The following is a 14563-nucleotide window of genomic DNA, read 5'->3' as shown; positions in this document are numbered from 1 at the left end:
GCTACGGCTGCCCCGGCACCCACCCCTGGAGCGTCGGCAGCACCGCCTCGGCCACCCGCTGCACCGCCGCGTCGTCCACGGCCCCGTCGCCGCTCCGCCAGACCGCGACCTCGTACGAACCGGCGTCCTCCCGCGGGCCCTTGGCGACGACGAGGTGCCGCGCGATGCCGCCGGTGCCGGTGGTGGTGGTCTTGCCGTTGAAGGCGAGCGACATCGTGTGGTCCGCGTACGCCGCGGCCGGGTGGCCGAGCACCGAGCCGGGCAGCGCCGTCGGGGCCAGGAGGTCGGTGAAGGTGCGCAGCGAGAGGTCGCCGTTGTCGGCGACGCGTACGAAGTAGGTGTCCAACTGCACCTCGGCCGCCGGGTCGTGGCCCTTCCCGTCCTTGGCGGAGGCGCTCACGAAGCCCGCCGAGTGCGCGCCGAGGGCGTGCTCGCCGGGCGCCCCGACCAGCGAGGCCAGGTCCGGGCGGTTGAGGGCGGCGCACAGCGCCGGGTAGCCGGGCGCGTCCGTGTCCTTCGGCGGAGTGCACACGGCGGGCTTGGCCACCGGCGCGGCCGTCTCCTCCCGGCCCTGCACGACCACCACCACCGCCACGACGGCCAGCGCCAACACGAGCGCCGCCCCCACCTGACCCGCCGCACCTCTGCCTTCGTTCACCGACGGACCGTATCCCGACGAACGACCTCCACGCACGGGTTTTCGGGCCGGAAACGGATCTTCGCCGATTCGCCGACCCGTCAATTCCGTACGTTCCCGACCGATTCGGACAAGGCCCGACCAGGGGGGCCTCCCCCGCCCGGCGGCACACCGACGTGGGGCCCCGCCGGGGCGCCACCCTCCGCCGCGTCCTCGCGACCGACCGAGCCTCTCACCCAACTGCACCACGACACTGGCGCCTTGTCACCGCACGGCTTCGACGCCGCACTCCGGCCGTTGCGCCAACCGGGTGGGCGTCGCGCCTGATCAGTGTGCATGCGAAGGGCCGGCTCGTTCTGCTGTGCATGCCCCCCTTCTCCTCCGCATGTCCCCCTCTGTCCGTACACGACGCTCCGCCGGGGCTCCGGTGGCCCTGATCGGCCGGGCCACGGCGGCCGCCCTCTCGCTGACGATCCTGCTCGTCCCCGCCGCCGTCACCGGCGGCCCGCGCCCGCCCGAGGTCGGGACCGGGTGGTGGGAGGTCTCCGCGAACGCCGCGAACGTCCGGCTCGACCACTCCGGCGGCGACACCGTGCTGGGCCTCGCCCGCTACGGCGACCGCGTCGAGGTCGTGGACACCTGGACATCACCGCTCGGGGCCCGCTGGGCCGAGGTCATGGTCGTGCGCACCAGGGTCACCGGCTGGGTGCTGTGGTCGCTGCTGAGCCACCACGACCCCGTCGCGGAACCGTAGAATCCGCCGACAGGCACCAGGAGGGGATGCACGTGTTCCGAAGGCGGCGGGGGCTCCGGTCCGCACGGTTGACGACGTGGCAGGGCGCGGGCTCCGGCGGCCCGGCGAACGATTCCGCGGGTTGCGCCGGTGGCTCCGGGGACGCGGGTCCGGTGCGCGGTGTCGCCCTGCTGCTGCCCGGCGGGTTCGTCCGCGGGCACGGCGGTCCGCTGCGGATCGCCGAGCTCGGCCTGCGCGACCTGGCCGCCGGACTCGCCGAGCGCGGACGCGCCCACGGCGTCGCCGTGCACCTGCTGCGCTACCGCCACAGCGGCTGGAACGGCGCGGACGCCGACACCGCCGTGGACACCCGCTGGGCGCTCGGCGAGCTCGAACGCCGCTACGGGCCGGTCCCGGTCGTGCTGATCGGCAACTCGCTCGGCGGGCGCGCCGCGTTCTGGTGCGCCGGGCACCCGAACGTCACCGGCGTGGCCGGCATCGCACCCTGGCTGCCCAGTGGGGACGGGGTCTCCCACCTCGCCGGGCGGCGCGTGCTGATCGTCCACGGCACCCACGACCGCAGTGAGGCGAGTGCGACCGGGTCGCTGGAGTACGCCCTGCGGGCCCGCGAGGTGGTGCCGGACCTCGCCCGCTACGAGGCCCCGGGCGGCAGCCACTACCTCGTCCGGCAGGCCGCCGACGTCGGCGCGCTGACCACGGACTTCACGTTGGCGGCGCTCGGCGCCGAGCCGGCCGCGCTCGCCGAGGGGAGGGTCTGCACCCCACTGCCCTCCCGGGCCTGAGGGGCACCCGAGGGGTTCCCGATGGGCTCCAACCCTGCTGAACGGCAGGGTCGGTGACGCATCTTCCGGCGTAGGTTATGCCGATCGGCACATGTATCGGAGGGGGTGCGGCGGCCAGGCTTGGGACATCGAAGCGGCGGCCGCAGGGGCCACCGCAGAAGAGGAGCCGACCGTGTCCCCCACCCGCCTCCGCCCCGGCACCCACATCCGCGTCCGCACCCGCCTCCGCGCCGCGATCGCCGCAGCGGCCGCAGCGCTCGCGGTCACTTCCGTGACCGCCGCCGTCCCCGCCCAGGGCGCCGACGCGGCCCCGCACGCCCGTCCGGCGAGCGTCAGCGGCTCCGGCCGCATCGTGTACGACTACGCACCGGCCGACGAGATCCGCTTCACCGTCGACGCCAGGGCCGTCCCGTTCAGCCGCCCGTTCCCCGACATCCCGGCGCTGGCGCACGGGCTGCCCACCGACGCCCGGGGCACGGTCACGATCTCCCACCGGGTCGCCGCCACCGGCCAGGTCGGCCACGCCGAGGCCGCGGTGGACTGCCTGGCCACCGGCGGCCCGGTCGCCGCGCTGACGGCCGTCGTCACCGAGTCCGACGTCCTGCCGGTCGGCGAGCGCATCGGCCTGAGCGTCTACGACAGCCACGGCAAGGGCACGGACCGCCTCGGCTTCTCGTGGGGCGTGGTCAACCTGGATCTGGACACCGAGGGCCGCCCCCGGCCCGGCATCACCGGCACCTGCATGGCCCCGGCCCCGTTCAACCCGGTCGTCGAGGGCGGGTACCACGTCCACCACACCGAGCTGCCGACCTCGTGACCGTCCCCACGACCAGCCCCGCGACCAGCCCCGCGACCAGCCCGGCACACCCCGGTCCGGGGCCCCCGGAATCCTGTGGCCCCCGGCCGCCCGTCCTGCCTATCGTCGGAGGATGACCACTCGAACCTTCCGCATCATGGTGCGCGGCGTCTTCGACGGCCTGAGCCCCGAACAGCGCGCCGAGCTCCTCGCCGACGCCGCCGAGCACGACATCCTGCACGCGGCCTTCACTCCCGAGGGCCACCTCGCCTACGACCTCACCGCACGGGCGGCGTTCACCTTCCGCTTCGTGGACTCCGGCGAGGAAGAACAGGACATCCTCGCCGCGAGCGAGCGCGCCCAACGGGCCGCCGAGGCCTGGCTCACCGAGCGTGGCTACGGCTTCAGGAACCTCCGCACCCAGGCAGAGGACCTCTCCCAGGCCCCGCTCGGCAAGCGCCGGCGCCGCGCCGCAGCCACCGGCTAGCCCTACCCCCTCCCCCCGCCCGCCGCCTCCTTGGCCGCTCAGCACCGGTATATACTTGAGCGCTCAAGGAGGTGGCAATGACAGCCCCGCAGCCCGATGTCCCGACGCCCGATGTCCCGCAGTCCGGTGTCCTACGGCCCGACGCGCCGCAATCCGATGCCCAGCAGTCCGACTCACCGACGCCCGACCCCCTGGACACCGCCCTGCGCCTGGTCCGTGCGCAGGCCACGCTGGTCAAGCGCTTCGACGCGAGCCTCAGTGGCCTGCACGGTGTCAGCCTCTCCGACTTCACGATGCTGCTGCGCCTAGGCGAGGCCCCTGGCGGCCGAATGCGGCGCGTCGACCTCGCCGAGGCCCTCGGCCTGACCGCCTCCGGCGTCACCCGCGGGCTCGCCCCGCTCGAACGCATCGGCCTGGTCAGCCGCGAACCCGCCCCGCGCGACGCCCGCGTCGCCTACGCCGCCCTCACCCCGACCGGCCGCGAACGCCTCGCCGAGATGCGGACCACCGCCCGCCAGGTCGCCGCGGACGTCTTCGCCCAGTGGCCCGCCGGCGACCTCACCACCCTCGCCGCCCTCCTCGGCCCCCTCACGGGCTCCCTCCGCTGAGGCGCCCGCGCACCCCCGCGCACCCCCGAGGAGTCCTCCGAGGAAGCCCCGCGGAAACCCGCATGCGCCGCCCGACACGGCTCTGGGATCATGCCCGAATGGCGCAGCACCTCGAACCCCTCGTGGTCCGGCACACGCACCGGATCCCCGCCCCCGCCGGCACCCCCGTCCCCGCCGGGGGCCAAGGGGCCGATGCGGCGCGGCAGTTCGACGCCGCGCTGATGTCCGCGGGCTTCAAGCTGTCGGCGGGCCTGCTGGAGCACCTCTCCGAGCTGCCCGCGGCCGCCGTCGTCGAGACGGCCGCCCGCACGCTGGACACCCTCCGCGCGATGGTCGGCGCCCACGTCGCGCACAACGCCTACTTCATCGACTTCCCCGCCAACGTCCCGGACACCGTCGACTTCTGGACGCGGTGCATAGCCGAGGCGCTCGCCGACGACGCCACGCGCGAGAACACGATCGCCCAGCTGCGGACCGGCGTGGTCGACCTCCTGACCCTCCCCACCTACGGCAACTACCGCCACACGTACGCCGAGTTGCTCGCCGCCCACGACGAGCTGATCGCGGCCGCGGGCGACCGCCTGACCGTCCTGCACCTGGGCGGCCCCCTCGACGCCGAGGTCACCGCGCTCTACCTGGCCCTCGCCGGCAGCACCACCCCGCTCGGCGAAGAGGCCCTGGCCGACCTGCGCACGCTCGCCGCGCACTGCGTCAACGGCCCGCAGCCCGAGGCGATCCCGGTCCGCGAGAACCGCGCCGTCGTCAACCTCGCCCGGCTCGACGCCGGTGCGGACCTCCTCCTCGACACGGCCACCGACGTGCTGCGCCTCGCCTGCGCGCTCTCCGACGGCGACGTGACGCTCGCCGAGCCCACCCGCTTCCGCTCGTTCTCCCGGCGCGTGCGCCGCACGCTGCTCACCGGCCTCGACACGGTCATCGCGGGGAGCCCGGCCAAGCTCGCCGACGTCACCGCCCACCGCGAGCAGTTCAAGCGCCTCGGCGAGCGCCTGCACCCCCACGAGTACCCGCGACTCCCGCACGCCGCCGACGCGTTCGCCGTCGCCCGCGGCGAGCAGGCGGCCCGCTCCTTCGAGAGCCGCGTCGAGGAACTCCTCCGCGCGGACGACGTGACCGGGGCCGTACGGTTGCTCGCGTCCGCCCCCGGCAAGCTGTTCCGCGCCCTGGACCGTCTCCTCTGCGCGTGCCGCACCCAGGCCGAGCGCGACACCGTCGTGTCCGCCGCCGAACGGGCCGCCCCGAACACCGCCGGCCGCGTCCTGCTCTCCGTCCGCGAGCACCTCCAGAACCGCGCCGACGACAGCAGCCGCGCCGACGACGGCCGGACCCACAGCGGCAACCGCACCGACGACGACCGCACCCACAGCGACAACCGCAGCCACACCGCCGGCACCCAGGTGTCCACCCGCCGCGTCTTCGCCACCCGCCTCGGCCGCGCGTGGGTCACCGGCGACACCCGCCCACCCCTGCCCGCCGCCGAGCGCAAGCACCTGATCGACGTCCTCGACGCCGAGCTGCGCCGCCGCCTGCCCGCCCCCGGGCACCTGCTGATCGACCCGGCCGTCCTCGACGTCGCCCTCCCCCTCAGCGGCAAGGCGTCCGCCGCCGGCCTCGGCGTGCTCCCGCGCGGCTCCCGCTCCCCCGTCGACGGCGAGTTGCTGCGCTTCTTCGTCCACTGGAAGCAGACCAGCCGCACCACCGACTTCGACCTCTCCGCGCTGCTCCTGGACGACGCCTACGAAACGGTCACCTGGCTCTCCTACACCCAGCTCAAGGAGGTCGAGGGCGAGCACTCCGGCGACATCACGGACGCCCCGGACGGTGCCTCGGAGTTCATCAACCTGCGCCTGGGCGCGGCCCGCGGCAGCTACGTCGTGCCACAGGTCAACATCTACTCCGGCGAGGGCTTCGAGCAGGTCGAGGAGTCCTTCTTCGGCTACATGCTGCGCGAGGCCGAGCAGCAGGGCCTCCCCTTCGAACCGCGCACCGTCCGCATGAAGTCCGACCTGCGCGGCCCCGGCAAGGTGGCCCTTCCGCTCGCCTTCGTCCGCACCCCGGACGGCCGCTGGCACGCCACGTGGCTGCACCTGTACCTCCAGGGCGATCCGGACGCCAACCGGGTCGAGGGCAACCAGGTCTCCGTCGCCACCCTGCTGCGCGGCATCGTCGAGCGCGAGTACCTCACCGTCCGCTACCTCTGCGACCTCATGGGCGCCCCCACCACGACCCTGTGGGACACCACCGGCGCCGCGCCCCCGCCCGGCCCGGTCACCTACATCGGCCTGGAACGCCCCGAGGGCCTGCACCCGGACTCGGTCGTCATCACCCCGGAAAACCTGCGCGACCTGATCCCCGCCTGACTGCTACGGTGAGCCCGGGCGAGGCCATGAACGGGCTTCCTTCTCACTTCCCTGACCCTAGTCCGTTCGCTTTCCTCGCCCCCGACGTCACCGATGCCGGGGTGCCCACCACAGCACCCCGGCATCGGCGTTCCCCGCCACCCTCGCCACCCCGCCCCCACGCCGTCCCGACGCGACGACCTAGGCTGGACACGCACCACCGACCCGGACCAGCGCGAGGGGCGCCCATGACGCACGGCAGCGACGACGGCGAGGCGCTCGACACCCGACGTCAGCCCGATCCGGCCTGAAACGGCTGCGGGCCACGGCCGCCGCCCCGGAGCTCGCCGACCCGTCACCACCGCCGTCCACCCGGCACACCCCCGCCTCACCGAGAGCACCCCCGCCTGACCACCCCGCCCCGGCAACCGCCCCGGCCCTCCGGAGACCCGACGATGACCACCGCCCAGCACCCCGCCCCCGACCTGAGCATCGACGGCACCGGCCTGCTCTGCGTACAACTGCTGCTGCGCCTGCGCGGCCGGATCGCGGGCCGGCCGGCCGGTGCGGTGATCCACATCCACACCACGGACCCGGCCGCGCCGCTCGACCTCCCGGCCTGGTGCCACCTGACCGGCCACGAGTACCTCGGCCCGGTCCCCCACCCGGCCACCGACCGCGAGGTGTACGCGATCCGCCTCACCGCCGCCGCCCTCCCCACGCGCCCCGACCGCCCCTGGCACCCCGCCCCCGCCGACGGCACGACAACTGGCTGACGAGCGACGGTCGCGAGGCGCCCGCCATACCTCCCGGCCCGCCGGTGTGCCACCATGGGCAAATCGAACGGCCAAGCGCCATAAGGAGGTTGACCACCTTGGATGCGAATCAGGACCTGATCCTCGACTGCCAGTGGCACGATCCTCAGGGCGACTGGCACCTGAGCGTCATCCGCAACGGGTCGGCCTGGGAGCTTCGCGCGGCCGCGCCCGTCCACTCGGAGACGATCCCCTTCGACGGCCCCGACGACGTCCGCCGCCTCGCCCAGGCACTGCTGGACCTCCCCGCCGAGCCCGAACCGTACGAGTTCGAGTGGCACCTCGCGCGCGGCGAGGACGCCCGCCCCGGGGACGGACCCACGATGTTCGCGACCTTCACGGTCGGACTCGACCCGGCGGACGACCACCGCCCGTACCTCGCCTACCAGTCGTACTACCACCGGGGCCACTCGACCGCCCTCGGACTGGAGGTGATCTGCGAGGACCCGCCGATCGACCGCCTCCAGGCCCAGGCACACGCCCTCCTCACGAGCCTCCCGCAGCCCCGGCCGCTCCCGCCGCACCACACCCGACGGACACCCTGATCCCGCCGGCCGGGCGAAACGCGTGCGCCGCACGCCCGCCGAAGCGGGCGTGCGGCGCACGAAAACCCTGCCGAGGGGACGGACTCAGGCCGTCCGCCGCAGCAGCGCCAGGTACATCGCGTCCGTCCCGTGCAGGTGCGGCCAGAGCTGGACGTCCGGCCCGTCCCCGAGCGCGGGCACGCCGGGCAGCAGCGGCCGGGCGTCGATCCAGTCGACGCGCCCGCCCTCCGCGCGCAGCACGTCGTCGACGACGGCCCGGGTCTCGGCCAGGTGCGGGGAGCACGTCGCGTACCCGACGACGCCGCCCACCCGGGTGGCCTCGATGGCGGAGCGCAGCAGGTCGCGCTGGAGCGGCCCGAACGCGGCGACGTCCGCGGGGCGCCGCCGCCAGCGTGCCTCCGGCCGGCGGCGCAGCGCGCCGAGCCCGGAGCACGGCACGTCCACGAGGACGCGGTCGAAGCCGCCGGAGCGCCAGGCCGGCCGCGTCCCGTCCGCGGCGATCACGGTGTACGGGCCGGGGTTGCCCTCCAGCGCCCGCGCCACCAGCCGGGCCCGGTGCGGCTGCTTCTCGCTGGCGACGAGCGCCGCCCCGCGCTCGGCGGCGAGGGCGCCGAGCAGCGCGGCCTTGCCGCCGGGGCCGGCGCAGCCGTCGAGCCAGAGCCGGTCGGGGCCGTCCAGCGGCGCGGCGGCGAGGGCGAGGGCGACCAGCTGGCTGCCCTCGTCCTGCACGCCGGCCCGGTTCTCCCGGACGGCGTCCAGCGAGCCCGGGTCCCCGCCCTCGGCGAGCCGCAGCGCGAACGGGGACCAGCGGCCGGGCTCGGCCTCCGGCAGGGCGTCGGCGAGTTCGCCGACGGTGACCCGGCCGGGCCGGGCGACGAGCGTGACCTCGGGCCGCTCGTTGTCGGCGCGCAGCAGGTCCTCCAGCGCGGTGCGCCCGGAGGCGTCCGGCTGCCAGCGGCCGAGGGAGTCCCAGAGCGCGGAGACGACCCAGCGCGGGTGCGAGTGGACGACGGCGAGGTGGTCCTCGGCGTCCTGGTCGTACGGCGGCGCGACCTTCTCGATCCACGCGTCGAGGTCGTGGGCGCTGATCCGGCGCAGGACGGCGTTGACGAACTTCGCCTTGCCGTCGCCGAGCACGACGCGCGCGAGCTCGACGGTGGCCGAGACGGCCGCGTGGCTCGGGATGCGGGTGGCGAGCAGCTGGTGGGCGCCGAGCGAGAGCACGTCGAGCACCGGCGGGTCGACCTTGCTCAGCGGGCGGTCGATGCAGGCGGCGATGATCGCGTCGTAGGTGCCCTGGAGGCGCAGGGTGCCGTAGACGAGCTCGGTGGCGAGGGCGGCGTCGCGCCGTTCCATGCCCTTCTGCTCGGCCTCGCGGAGCAGCGACGGCAGGATCAGGTTGGCGTAGGCGTCGCGCTCGTCGACGGCGCGCAGGGCGCGGAAGGCGACGATCCGGGCCGGGTCCTTCTTGGGCCGGCGGTGCGGACGGGGGGCGCGCTGGGCGCTGGGAGTGCTCAAGGGTGCCTCAAAGTGCTGCGGTGGTTATCCGGTGCGGTGATCAACAGCTGCGCTGCTCATCAGCGGCGACGGTCATGGGACGAACAGTCGAACAGTAACGCGAATCCAGGGGCACCGGCCTCTCAGCCACCGAAGCGCTCCCCGGCCTCCAGTCGCGCCCCGCGCGCCCAGTCCGCGGCCCGCATCTCCTTCTTGCCCTGCGGACGGACCTCGCCGAGCTCGATGTCGTGGCTGCCGGTGCCGACCCGGACACTGTTCTTGCCCGCCATCGCGACCTCACCCGGCGCGAGCGCGGTCTCCCCGGGCAGGAGCTTGACCGGCCCGGTGACCTTGAGCCGCTCGCCGCGGAACTCCGTCCACGCGCCGGGCGCGGGGGCGCAGCCGCGCACGACGCGGTCGATGCGCAGGGCGGGGTGGGTCCAGTCGATGCGGGCGTCCTCGACGGAGATCTTCGGGGCGAGCGTGACGCCCTCGGCCGGCTGTGGCACGGCGTGCAGGGAGCCGTCCGCGATGCCGTCCATTGTGGCGGCGAGCAGGCGCGCGCCGGACGACGAGAGCCGGGTCAGGAGCTCGCCGCTGGTGTCGGTCGGGCGGATCTCCTCGGTGATCACGCCGAAGACCGGGCCGGAGTCGAGTCCCTGCTCGATCAGGAAGGTGGACGCGCCGGTGACCTCGTCGCCGGCGAGCACCGCGTGCTGGACCGGGGCGGCGCCGCGCCACGCGGGCAGAAGCGAGAAGTGCAGGTTGACCCACCCGTGCTTGGGGATCTCCAGGGTGCCGGGGCGCAGCAGGGCGCCGTAGGCGACCACCGGGCAGCAGTCGGGGGCGAGTTCGGTGAGCCGGGCGACGAAGTCCGGGTCGCTGGGCTTCGCCGGCTTGAGGACCTCGATCCCGGCCTCCTCCGCGCGCTGGGCGACGGGGCTGGCGACCAGCTTGCGTCCGCGCCCGGCGGGGGCGTCGGGGCGGGTGACCACCGCGACGACCTCGTGCCGGTCGGAGGCGAGCAGGGCGTCCAGGGCGGGAACGGCGACCTCGGGGGTGCCGGCGAAGACGAGACGCATCAAGGGCCTTTCTGAAAAAGGGAATTCGGGCCGGTAAAGGAGCTCAACATCGAGGACTCAACATCGAGGACTCAGCGCCGAGGCCTGGGCGCCGGGCGCTCAGCGCGCCGCGCCGAAGGTGCTGTGCGGGGAGACCTTGACGACCGGCGCCGGCCCGGTGCCCCAGTCCGCCTCCCGGATCGCCTTGAGCGCGGCCTTGCGCTGCTCGGCGTCGAGCCGGTCGATGAAGATGATCCCGTCGAGGTGGTCGGTCTCGTGCTGGATGCAGCGGGCGAGCAACTGGGTGCCCTCCAGGGTGACCGGGTCGCCGTACATGTTGAAGCCCTTGGCGACGACGCCGTACGCGCGCTTGGTGTCGTAGCGCAGGCCGGGCAGGGAGAGGCAGCCCTCGGGGCCGTCCTGCTCGTCCTCGCTCAGCGAGAGGTCCGGGTTGATCAGGTGCCCGGTGACGCCGTCCACGTGATAGGTGAACACCCTTAGGGAGACGCCGAGTTGGGGCGCGGCGAGGCCGGCGCCGGGGGCGTCGAGCATGGTGTCGGTGAGGTCCGCGACGAGCTTGCGCAGCTCCTTGTCGAAGGTGGTCACCGGCTGGGCGGTGGCGCGCAGGACGGGGTCTCCGAAGAGACGGATCGGCTGGATCGCCACGGGGTACGGGCTCCTGTCCGTGAAGGCGCGGGCTGCGGGCAACGGTTGTCCGCAGCAAGTCTATGCAACCCCGCCGACCCGTCTCCCGCCCCTCTCCCGCCCCTCTGCCGCCCGTCCCGTGCCGCCCACACCCGTGACTGGCATATCCCGAGTCCGCTCGGCGGCGTTACCCCGGCCCCCGCTTCGGCGTTGGTCAAGTGAGATTGACCGGGGCCGGGGCGCACGGGACACGGCGCTCCGGCCGAGCTGACCGTACGGAAGGTGGCACGTAGGCCATGGCCGAGCAGATCAACCACGACGCCCGGGCGCGGGCGAGCCTGCACCTGCTGGTGCGGGACATCGAGCGGGTGAGGCGCCAGGTCGACGCGCTGCGGACCCTCACCGCCCAGCTGGGCAACGTCTACCGTCCGCGCCGCCCCAGCACCTCGGCCGGGTTCGTGGTGTACGGCCGGGCGCCCGCGCCGACCGTCCGCCTGGCGCAGGAGCTGCGGGAGAGCGTGGAGACGCTGGTGGCGGCGGCGGTCGAGTTCGACCGGGCCCTGGGCTTCTCCTGGGACTCGGTCGGTTCGGCCCTCGGCGTCACCAAGCAGGCGGTGCACCGGCGGTACGGGATGCGCCGGCCCACCAGCGAACTGCTGGCCGCGAGCGGCGCGGTCCCGGGCCCGAGCCGCCCGGACCGCTCCGAGGAGCTGCCCGCCCCCGTCGAGCGCGGCGGCCTGGCCGCGACCGTCCCGGCGGCCCGCCAGGGCGGCCTGGACCGCAGCGCACTCGACCGCAACGCACTGGACCGCAACGCACTGGAGCGTCCCGGCATGGACCGCCCCACCGTGGACCGCACGCCCATCGACCGCGGCACGCACGACCGCACCCCCGCCGAGCGCTCCCCCATCGACCGCACCGGCATCCCCCTGCGCGGCTGACCCCTCCCTCCCGAGGGCCCCCGGGGCGGGGTGGCCCACTCACCCCGCCCCCGCCGAACCACCCCCGCCGAACCACCCACACCGAACCGCCCCCGGGCCACCCCTGCCCCGAGCCGCCGCCCGCGCTCGAGCGGAGGACCCCCGCAACCCTCCCGTCACCCGATGTCCGTCGGGTCCACCCGCACCCGCACCGCCTCCGGCGTCCGCAGCGCGATCCGCGCGATCTGCGCCGCCTTGAGCGCCGCCGCCAACGCCGCCCCCTGCCCGGGCGGCACGCGCAGCAGCGCGCGTTCCTGCTCCTCTCCGCGCAGCGCCGGCACGGGCACCGGCCCGAGGACGTCGGCGCCCTCCGGCAGCCGGATCAGCCCGAGCAGGTCGGCGACGGCCGACGGGCTCCCCTCGACGGAGGCCATCCGGGAGACCGGCGGGAAGTGCAGTTGGGCCCGCTCGTCCCGCTCCAGTCCGGCGTGCCCGAGCGGGTCCCACCGCACGAGGGCCTGCACCGGCCGCGCGGACGGCTCGGCGACGATGACGACCGTGCCGCCCTCCGTCGACGGCCGGACGAGCGCGGCGGCGGCCAGCCACAGCCGCAGCGCCTCCTCGCCGGCCCGCAGGTCGGGGCGGCCCAGCAGCGCCCAGCCGTCCAGCAGCAGGGCGGCGCCGTAGCCGCTGCCGCCCTCGACCACCGGTTCGGCGCCGGGCGTGGAGATCACCAGCGAGGGCTCATCGGGCACGGTGGCGAGCACCGCGTCCCGCCCGGAGGTCCGCACCGGGATGCGCGGGAACGCCTTCCCGAGCTCCTCGGCCGTCCGCCGCGCACCGACCACCTGGGCCCGCAGCCGGAAGGAGCCGCACTCGGTGCAGTGCCAGTCGTTCTCCGGCTCGCCGCACCACGCGCAGCGCAGCACGGCGTCCGCCGACGGCGCCTCCAGCGGCCCTTCGCACCGCCGGCAGCGCGCGGGCGTCTGGCAGCGCCCGCAGGCGAGCCGGGGCACGTAGCCGCGCCGGGGCACCTGGATGAGCACCGGGTGCCCGGCCGCGAGCGCCTCGCGCGCGGCCTCCCAGGCCACCGACGGCAGCCGGGCGGCCTGCGCGGCGGCGTCCCGGTGCTGGTCCTGGTCGGTGACGGTCCGCACGCGCGGCGCGACCTGCCGGACGGTCTCCCGGTCGGCGACGAGCGGCCGCGCCCAGCCGGTGCTGACCAACTGCGCCCCCTCGACGGTCACGGCGTGCCCGCCGAGCAGCGCGGCAGCGCCCTCCTCGGCGGCGCGCAGCAGCGCCACCTCGCGGACGTGCGGGTGCGGGGCGCGCGGATCGCTGTGGCTGCCGTCGCCGTCCGACCAGACCACGACCAGCCCGAGGTCGCGCACCGGCGCGAACATCGTGGCGCGGGTGCCGATGACGGCGTGCACCGAGCCGCGGCTCACCGCGAGCCAGCGCCGGTAGCGCTCGCGCGGGCCGGCCTCCGCCTCCAGGGCGACGTGCATGCCCTCGCCGAGCACCTCGGTGAGCGCCCGGTCCACCCGCGCCACCGAGCGGCCGTCCGGCAGGACGACCAGCGCGCCGCGCCCGCCGGCCAGCGTCGCCGCGACGGCCCGGGCGATCTCGTAGGGCCAGCCCGGCCCGGGCAGCGCCGACCAGACGGCCCGCGGCGCGCCACCGCCGGCCAGCGCGGCGAGGAAGTCGGGCCCGGCCGGGTAGCGCTGCCAGCCACCGGGGGCGGGCGGCGCCGGGCGCGGGCGCGGCGGCGGGGAGGGCTCCGCCTCGGCCTTGGCGTGCCGGGGCGGGATCGCCAGTTGGAGGACGTCCGCCAGGGTGCCCGCGTACCGGTCGGCGACGGTCCGGCACAGGCGCAGGAGCTGCGGGGTGAGGACGGGCTCGGACGAGAGCACCTGGGCGAGCGGCGCGAGCGGGCCGGGGAAGTCGCTCTTCTCCAGCCGGGCCACGATGAACCCGTCGTGCAGCTCCCCGCCCTCGCGCTGCCCCTTGACGACGCGGGCGCCGAATCGGACCCGCACCCGGACGCCGGGCCGGGCGTCCTCGGCCATCGCGGCCGGGACCTCGTAGTCGAAGAACTTGTCGATGGTCAGCACGCCCTTGTCGACCACGACCCGGGCCACCGGCAGGTGCTCGGCCCGCTTCGCGCCGCGCCACGTCCGCGGCTTGGCCCGCCGGACCGTCTCCCGGATGAACGCCAGCTGCTCCGGCTCGGCGCCCCCGTTCTCCCCTGGTGTGCTGCTCATCGCTCCCAAGTACTACCAGGTCACACCGACAAAAGCGGCGCCCGCCCCCGGAAGGGGGTGGACGCCGCTCTCGGCTGTCGGGCGGCTCAGCCGGCGATGGCGGCCTTCAGCTGCTCCACGCGGTCGGTGCGCTCCCAGGTGAAGTCCGGCAGCTCGCGGCCGAAGTGGCCGTAGGCGGCGGTCTGGGAGTAGATGGGCCGCAGCAGGTCGAGGTCGCGGATGATCGCGGCGGGACGCAGGTCGAAGACCTCGCTGACGGCCTTCTGGATGTCGAGGACCGGGACGGACTCGGTGCCGAAGGTCTCGACGAACAGGCCGACGGGCTCGGCCTTGCCGATGGCGTAGGCGACCTGGACCTCGGCGCGGCGGGCCAGGCCGGCGGCGACGATGTTCTT

The 14563-nt window shown here is 75.2% G+C and carries 15 protein-coding genes; 9 read left to right on the top strand and 6 right to left on the bottom strand.

Annotated features, from left to right (window positions below; all coding sequences use genetic code 11):
- Position 1 precedes the first annotated feature (1 nt).
- Positions 2-658, bottom strand: a complete 657-nt coding sequence (locus tag PUR71_RS05315; protein ID WP_329925152.1) for a DUF6215 domain-containing protein — start codon at positions 656-658, stop codon at positions 2-4.
- Positions 659-1064: 406 nt separating this feature from the next.
- Here PUR71_RS05315 and PUR71_RS05310 point away from each other — a divergent pair, with 406 nt between their 5' ends.
- The 8 genes from PUR71_RS05310 to PUR71_RS05275 all read left to right on the top strand — a co-directional run bounded on the left by PUR71_RS05310 (position 1065) and on the right by PUR71_RS05275 (position 7781).
- The gene (locus PUR71_RS05310) at positions 1065-1391 is read left to right on the top strand and encodes a hypothetical protein (RefSeq protein WP_329925151.1); all 327 of its coding nucleotides are present in this window, start codon (positions 1065-1067) and stop codon (positions 1389-1391) included.
- 152 nt (positions 1392-1543) lie between these two features.
- Positions 1544-2173 (top strand): alpha/beta hydrolase, encoded by a 630-nt coding sequence (locus PUR71_RS05305; protein ID WP_329925150.1) that lies wholly within the window; start codon positions 1544-1546, stop codon positions 2171-2173.
- Between the two features lie 172 nt (positions 2174-2345).
- Complete coding sequence (locus PUR71_RS05300) at positions 2346-2990, top strand: hypothetical protein (protein WP_329925149.1); 645 nt, start codon at positions 2346-2348, stop codon at positions 2988-2990.
- A 112-nt stretch (positions 2991-3102) separates the two neighbouring features.
- Positions 3103-3456 carry a DUF6204 family protein gene (locus PUR71_RS05295; RefSeq protein WP_329925148.1) on the top strand — a complete coding sequence of 118 codons (354 nt, stop codon included), beginning with the start codon at positions 3103-3105 and terminating at the stop codon, positions 3454-3456.
- 77 nt (positions 3457-3533) lie between these two features.
- Positions 3534-4064, top strand: coding sequence for a MarR family winged helix-turn-helix transcriptional regulator (locus tag PUR71_RS05290; RefSeq protein ID WP_329925147.1), 531 nt, complete (start codon positions 3534-3536; stop codon positions 4062-4064).
- 98 nt (positions 4065-4162) lie between these two features.
- A complete protein-coding gene (locus PUR71_RS05285) occupies positions 4163-6442 on the top strand; it encodes a hypothetical protein (RefSeq protein WP_329925146.1) in 2280 nt (759 codons plus the stop codon).
- Positions 6443-6876: 434 nt separating this feature from the next.
- Positions 6877-7197 (top strand): sulfurtransferase TusA family protein, encoded by a 321-nt coding sequence (locus PUR71_RS05280; protein WP_329925145.1) that lies wholly within the window; start codon positions 6877-6879, stop codon positions 7195-7197.
- A gap of 98 nt (positions 7198-7295) precedes the next feature.
- The gene (locus PUR71_RS05275; protein ID WP_329925144.1) at positions 7296-7781 is read left to right on the top strand and encodes a hypothetical protein; all 486 of its coding nucleotides are present in this window, start codon (positions 7296-7298) and stop codon (positions 7779-7781) included.
- A gap of 84 nt (positions 7782-7865) precedes the next feature.
- Here the strand turns inward: PUR71_RS05275 and PUR71_RS05270 are convergent, their stop codons facing one another.
- The 3 genes from PUR71_RS05270 to def form a co-directional block, all read right to left on the bottom strand.
- Complete coding sequence (locus PUR71_RS05270) at positions 7866-9299, bottom strand: RsmB/NOP family class I SAM-dependent RNA methyltransferase (RefSeq protein WP_329925143.1); 1434 nt, start codon at positions 9297-9299, stop codon at positions 7866-7868.
- 122 nt (positions 9300-9421) lie between these two features.
- Positions 9422-10360 (bottom strand): methionyl-tRNA formyltransferase, encoded by a 939-nt coding sequence (gene fmt / locus PUR71_RS05265; protein WP_329925142.1) that lies wholly within the window; start codon positions 10358-10360, stop codon positions 9422-9424.
- Between the two features lie 99 nt (positions 10361-10459).
- Complete coding sequence (gene def, locus PUR71_RS05260) at positions 10460-11005, bottom strand: peptide deformylase (RefSeq protein ID WP_329925141.1); 546 nt, start codon at positions 11003-11005, stop codon at positions 10460-10462.
- Positions 11006-11280: 275 nt separating this feature from the next.
- On the opposite strand from def, the gene PUR71_RS05255 reads away from it, so the two are divergent.
- Positions 11281-11925, top strand: a complete 645-nt coding sequence (locus PUR71_RS05255; protein ID WP_329925140.1) for a hypothetical protein — start codon at positions 11281-11283, stop codon at positions 11923-11925.
- A gap of 155 nt (positions 11926-12080) precedes the next feature.
- On the opposite strand, the gene PUR71_RS05250 is transcribed toward PUR71_RS05255, so the two are convergent.
- Positions 12081-14168, bottom strand: coding sequence for a primosomal protein N' (locus PUR71_RS05250; protein ID WP_329925139.1), 2088 nt, complete (start codon positions 14166-14168; stop codon positions 12081-12083).
- A gap of 86 nt (positions 14169-14254) precedes the next feature.
- Positions 14255-14563, bottom strand: a 309-nt coding sequence (locus tag PUR71_RS05245) for a methionine adenosyltransferase domain-containing protein (protein ID WP_329925138.1), incomplete at its 5' end; no start/stop codon positions are given.

Origin of the sequence: Streptomyces sp. SP17BM10, from assembly GCF_036322405.1 — a bacterium.
Taxonomy (GTDB): Bacteria; Actinomycetota; Actinomycetes; order Streptomycetales; family Streptomycetaceae; genus Kitasatospora.
Note: the sequence above shows the minus strand (reverse complement) of the source record. Positions and strands in the feature narration are given on the sequence as shown.

Bases quoted from the DNA above. Each gene is read 5' to 3' on its own strand.
- PUR71_RS05295 (WP_329925148.1), top strand. From the start codon at position 3,103: ATGACCACTCGAACCTTCCGCATCATGGTGCGCGGCGTCTTCGACGGC.
- PUR71_RS05290 (WP_329925147.1), top strand. From the start codon at position 3,534: ATGACAGCCCCGCAGCCCGATGTCCCGACGCCCGATGTCCCGCAGTCC.
- PUR71_RS05285 (WP_329925146.1), top strand. From the start codon at position 4,163: ATGGCGCAGCACCTCGAACCCCTCGTGGTCCGGCACACGCACCGGATC.
- PUR71_RS05280 (WP_329925145.1), top strand. From the start codon at position 6,877: ATGACCACCGCCCAGCACCCCGCCCCCGACCTGAGCATCGACGGCACC.
- fmt (WP_329925142.1), bottom strand. From the start codon at position 10,360: ATGCGTCTCGTCTTCGCCGGCACCCCCGAGGTCGCCGTTCCCGCCCTG.
- PUR71_RS05255 (WP_329925140.1), top strand. From the start codon at position 11,281: ATGGCCGAGCAGATCAACCACGACGCCCGGGCGCGGGCGAGCCTGCAC.
- PUR71_RS05250 (WP_329925139.1), bottom strand. From the start codon at position 14,168: ATGAGCAGCACACCAGGGGAGAACGGGGGCGCCGAGCCGGAGCAGCTG.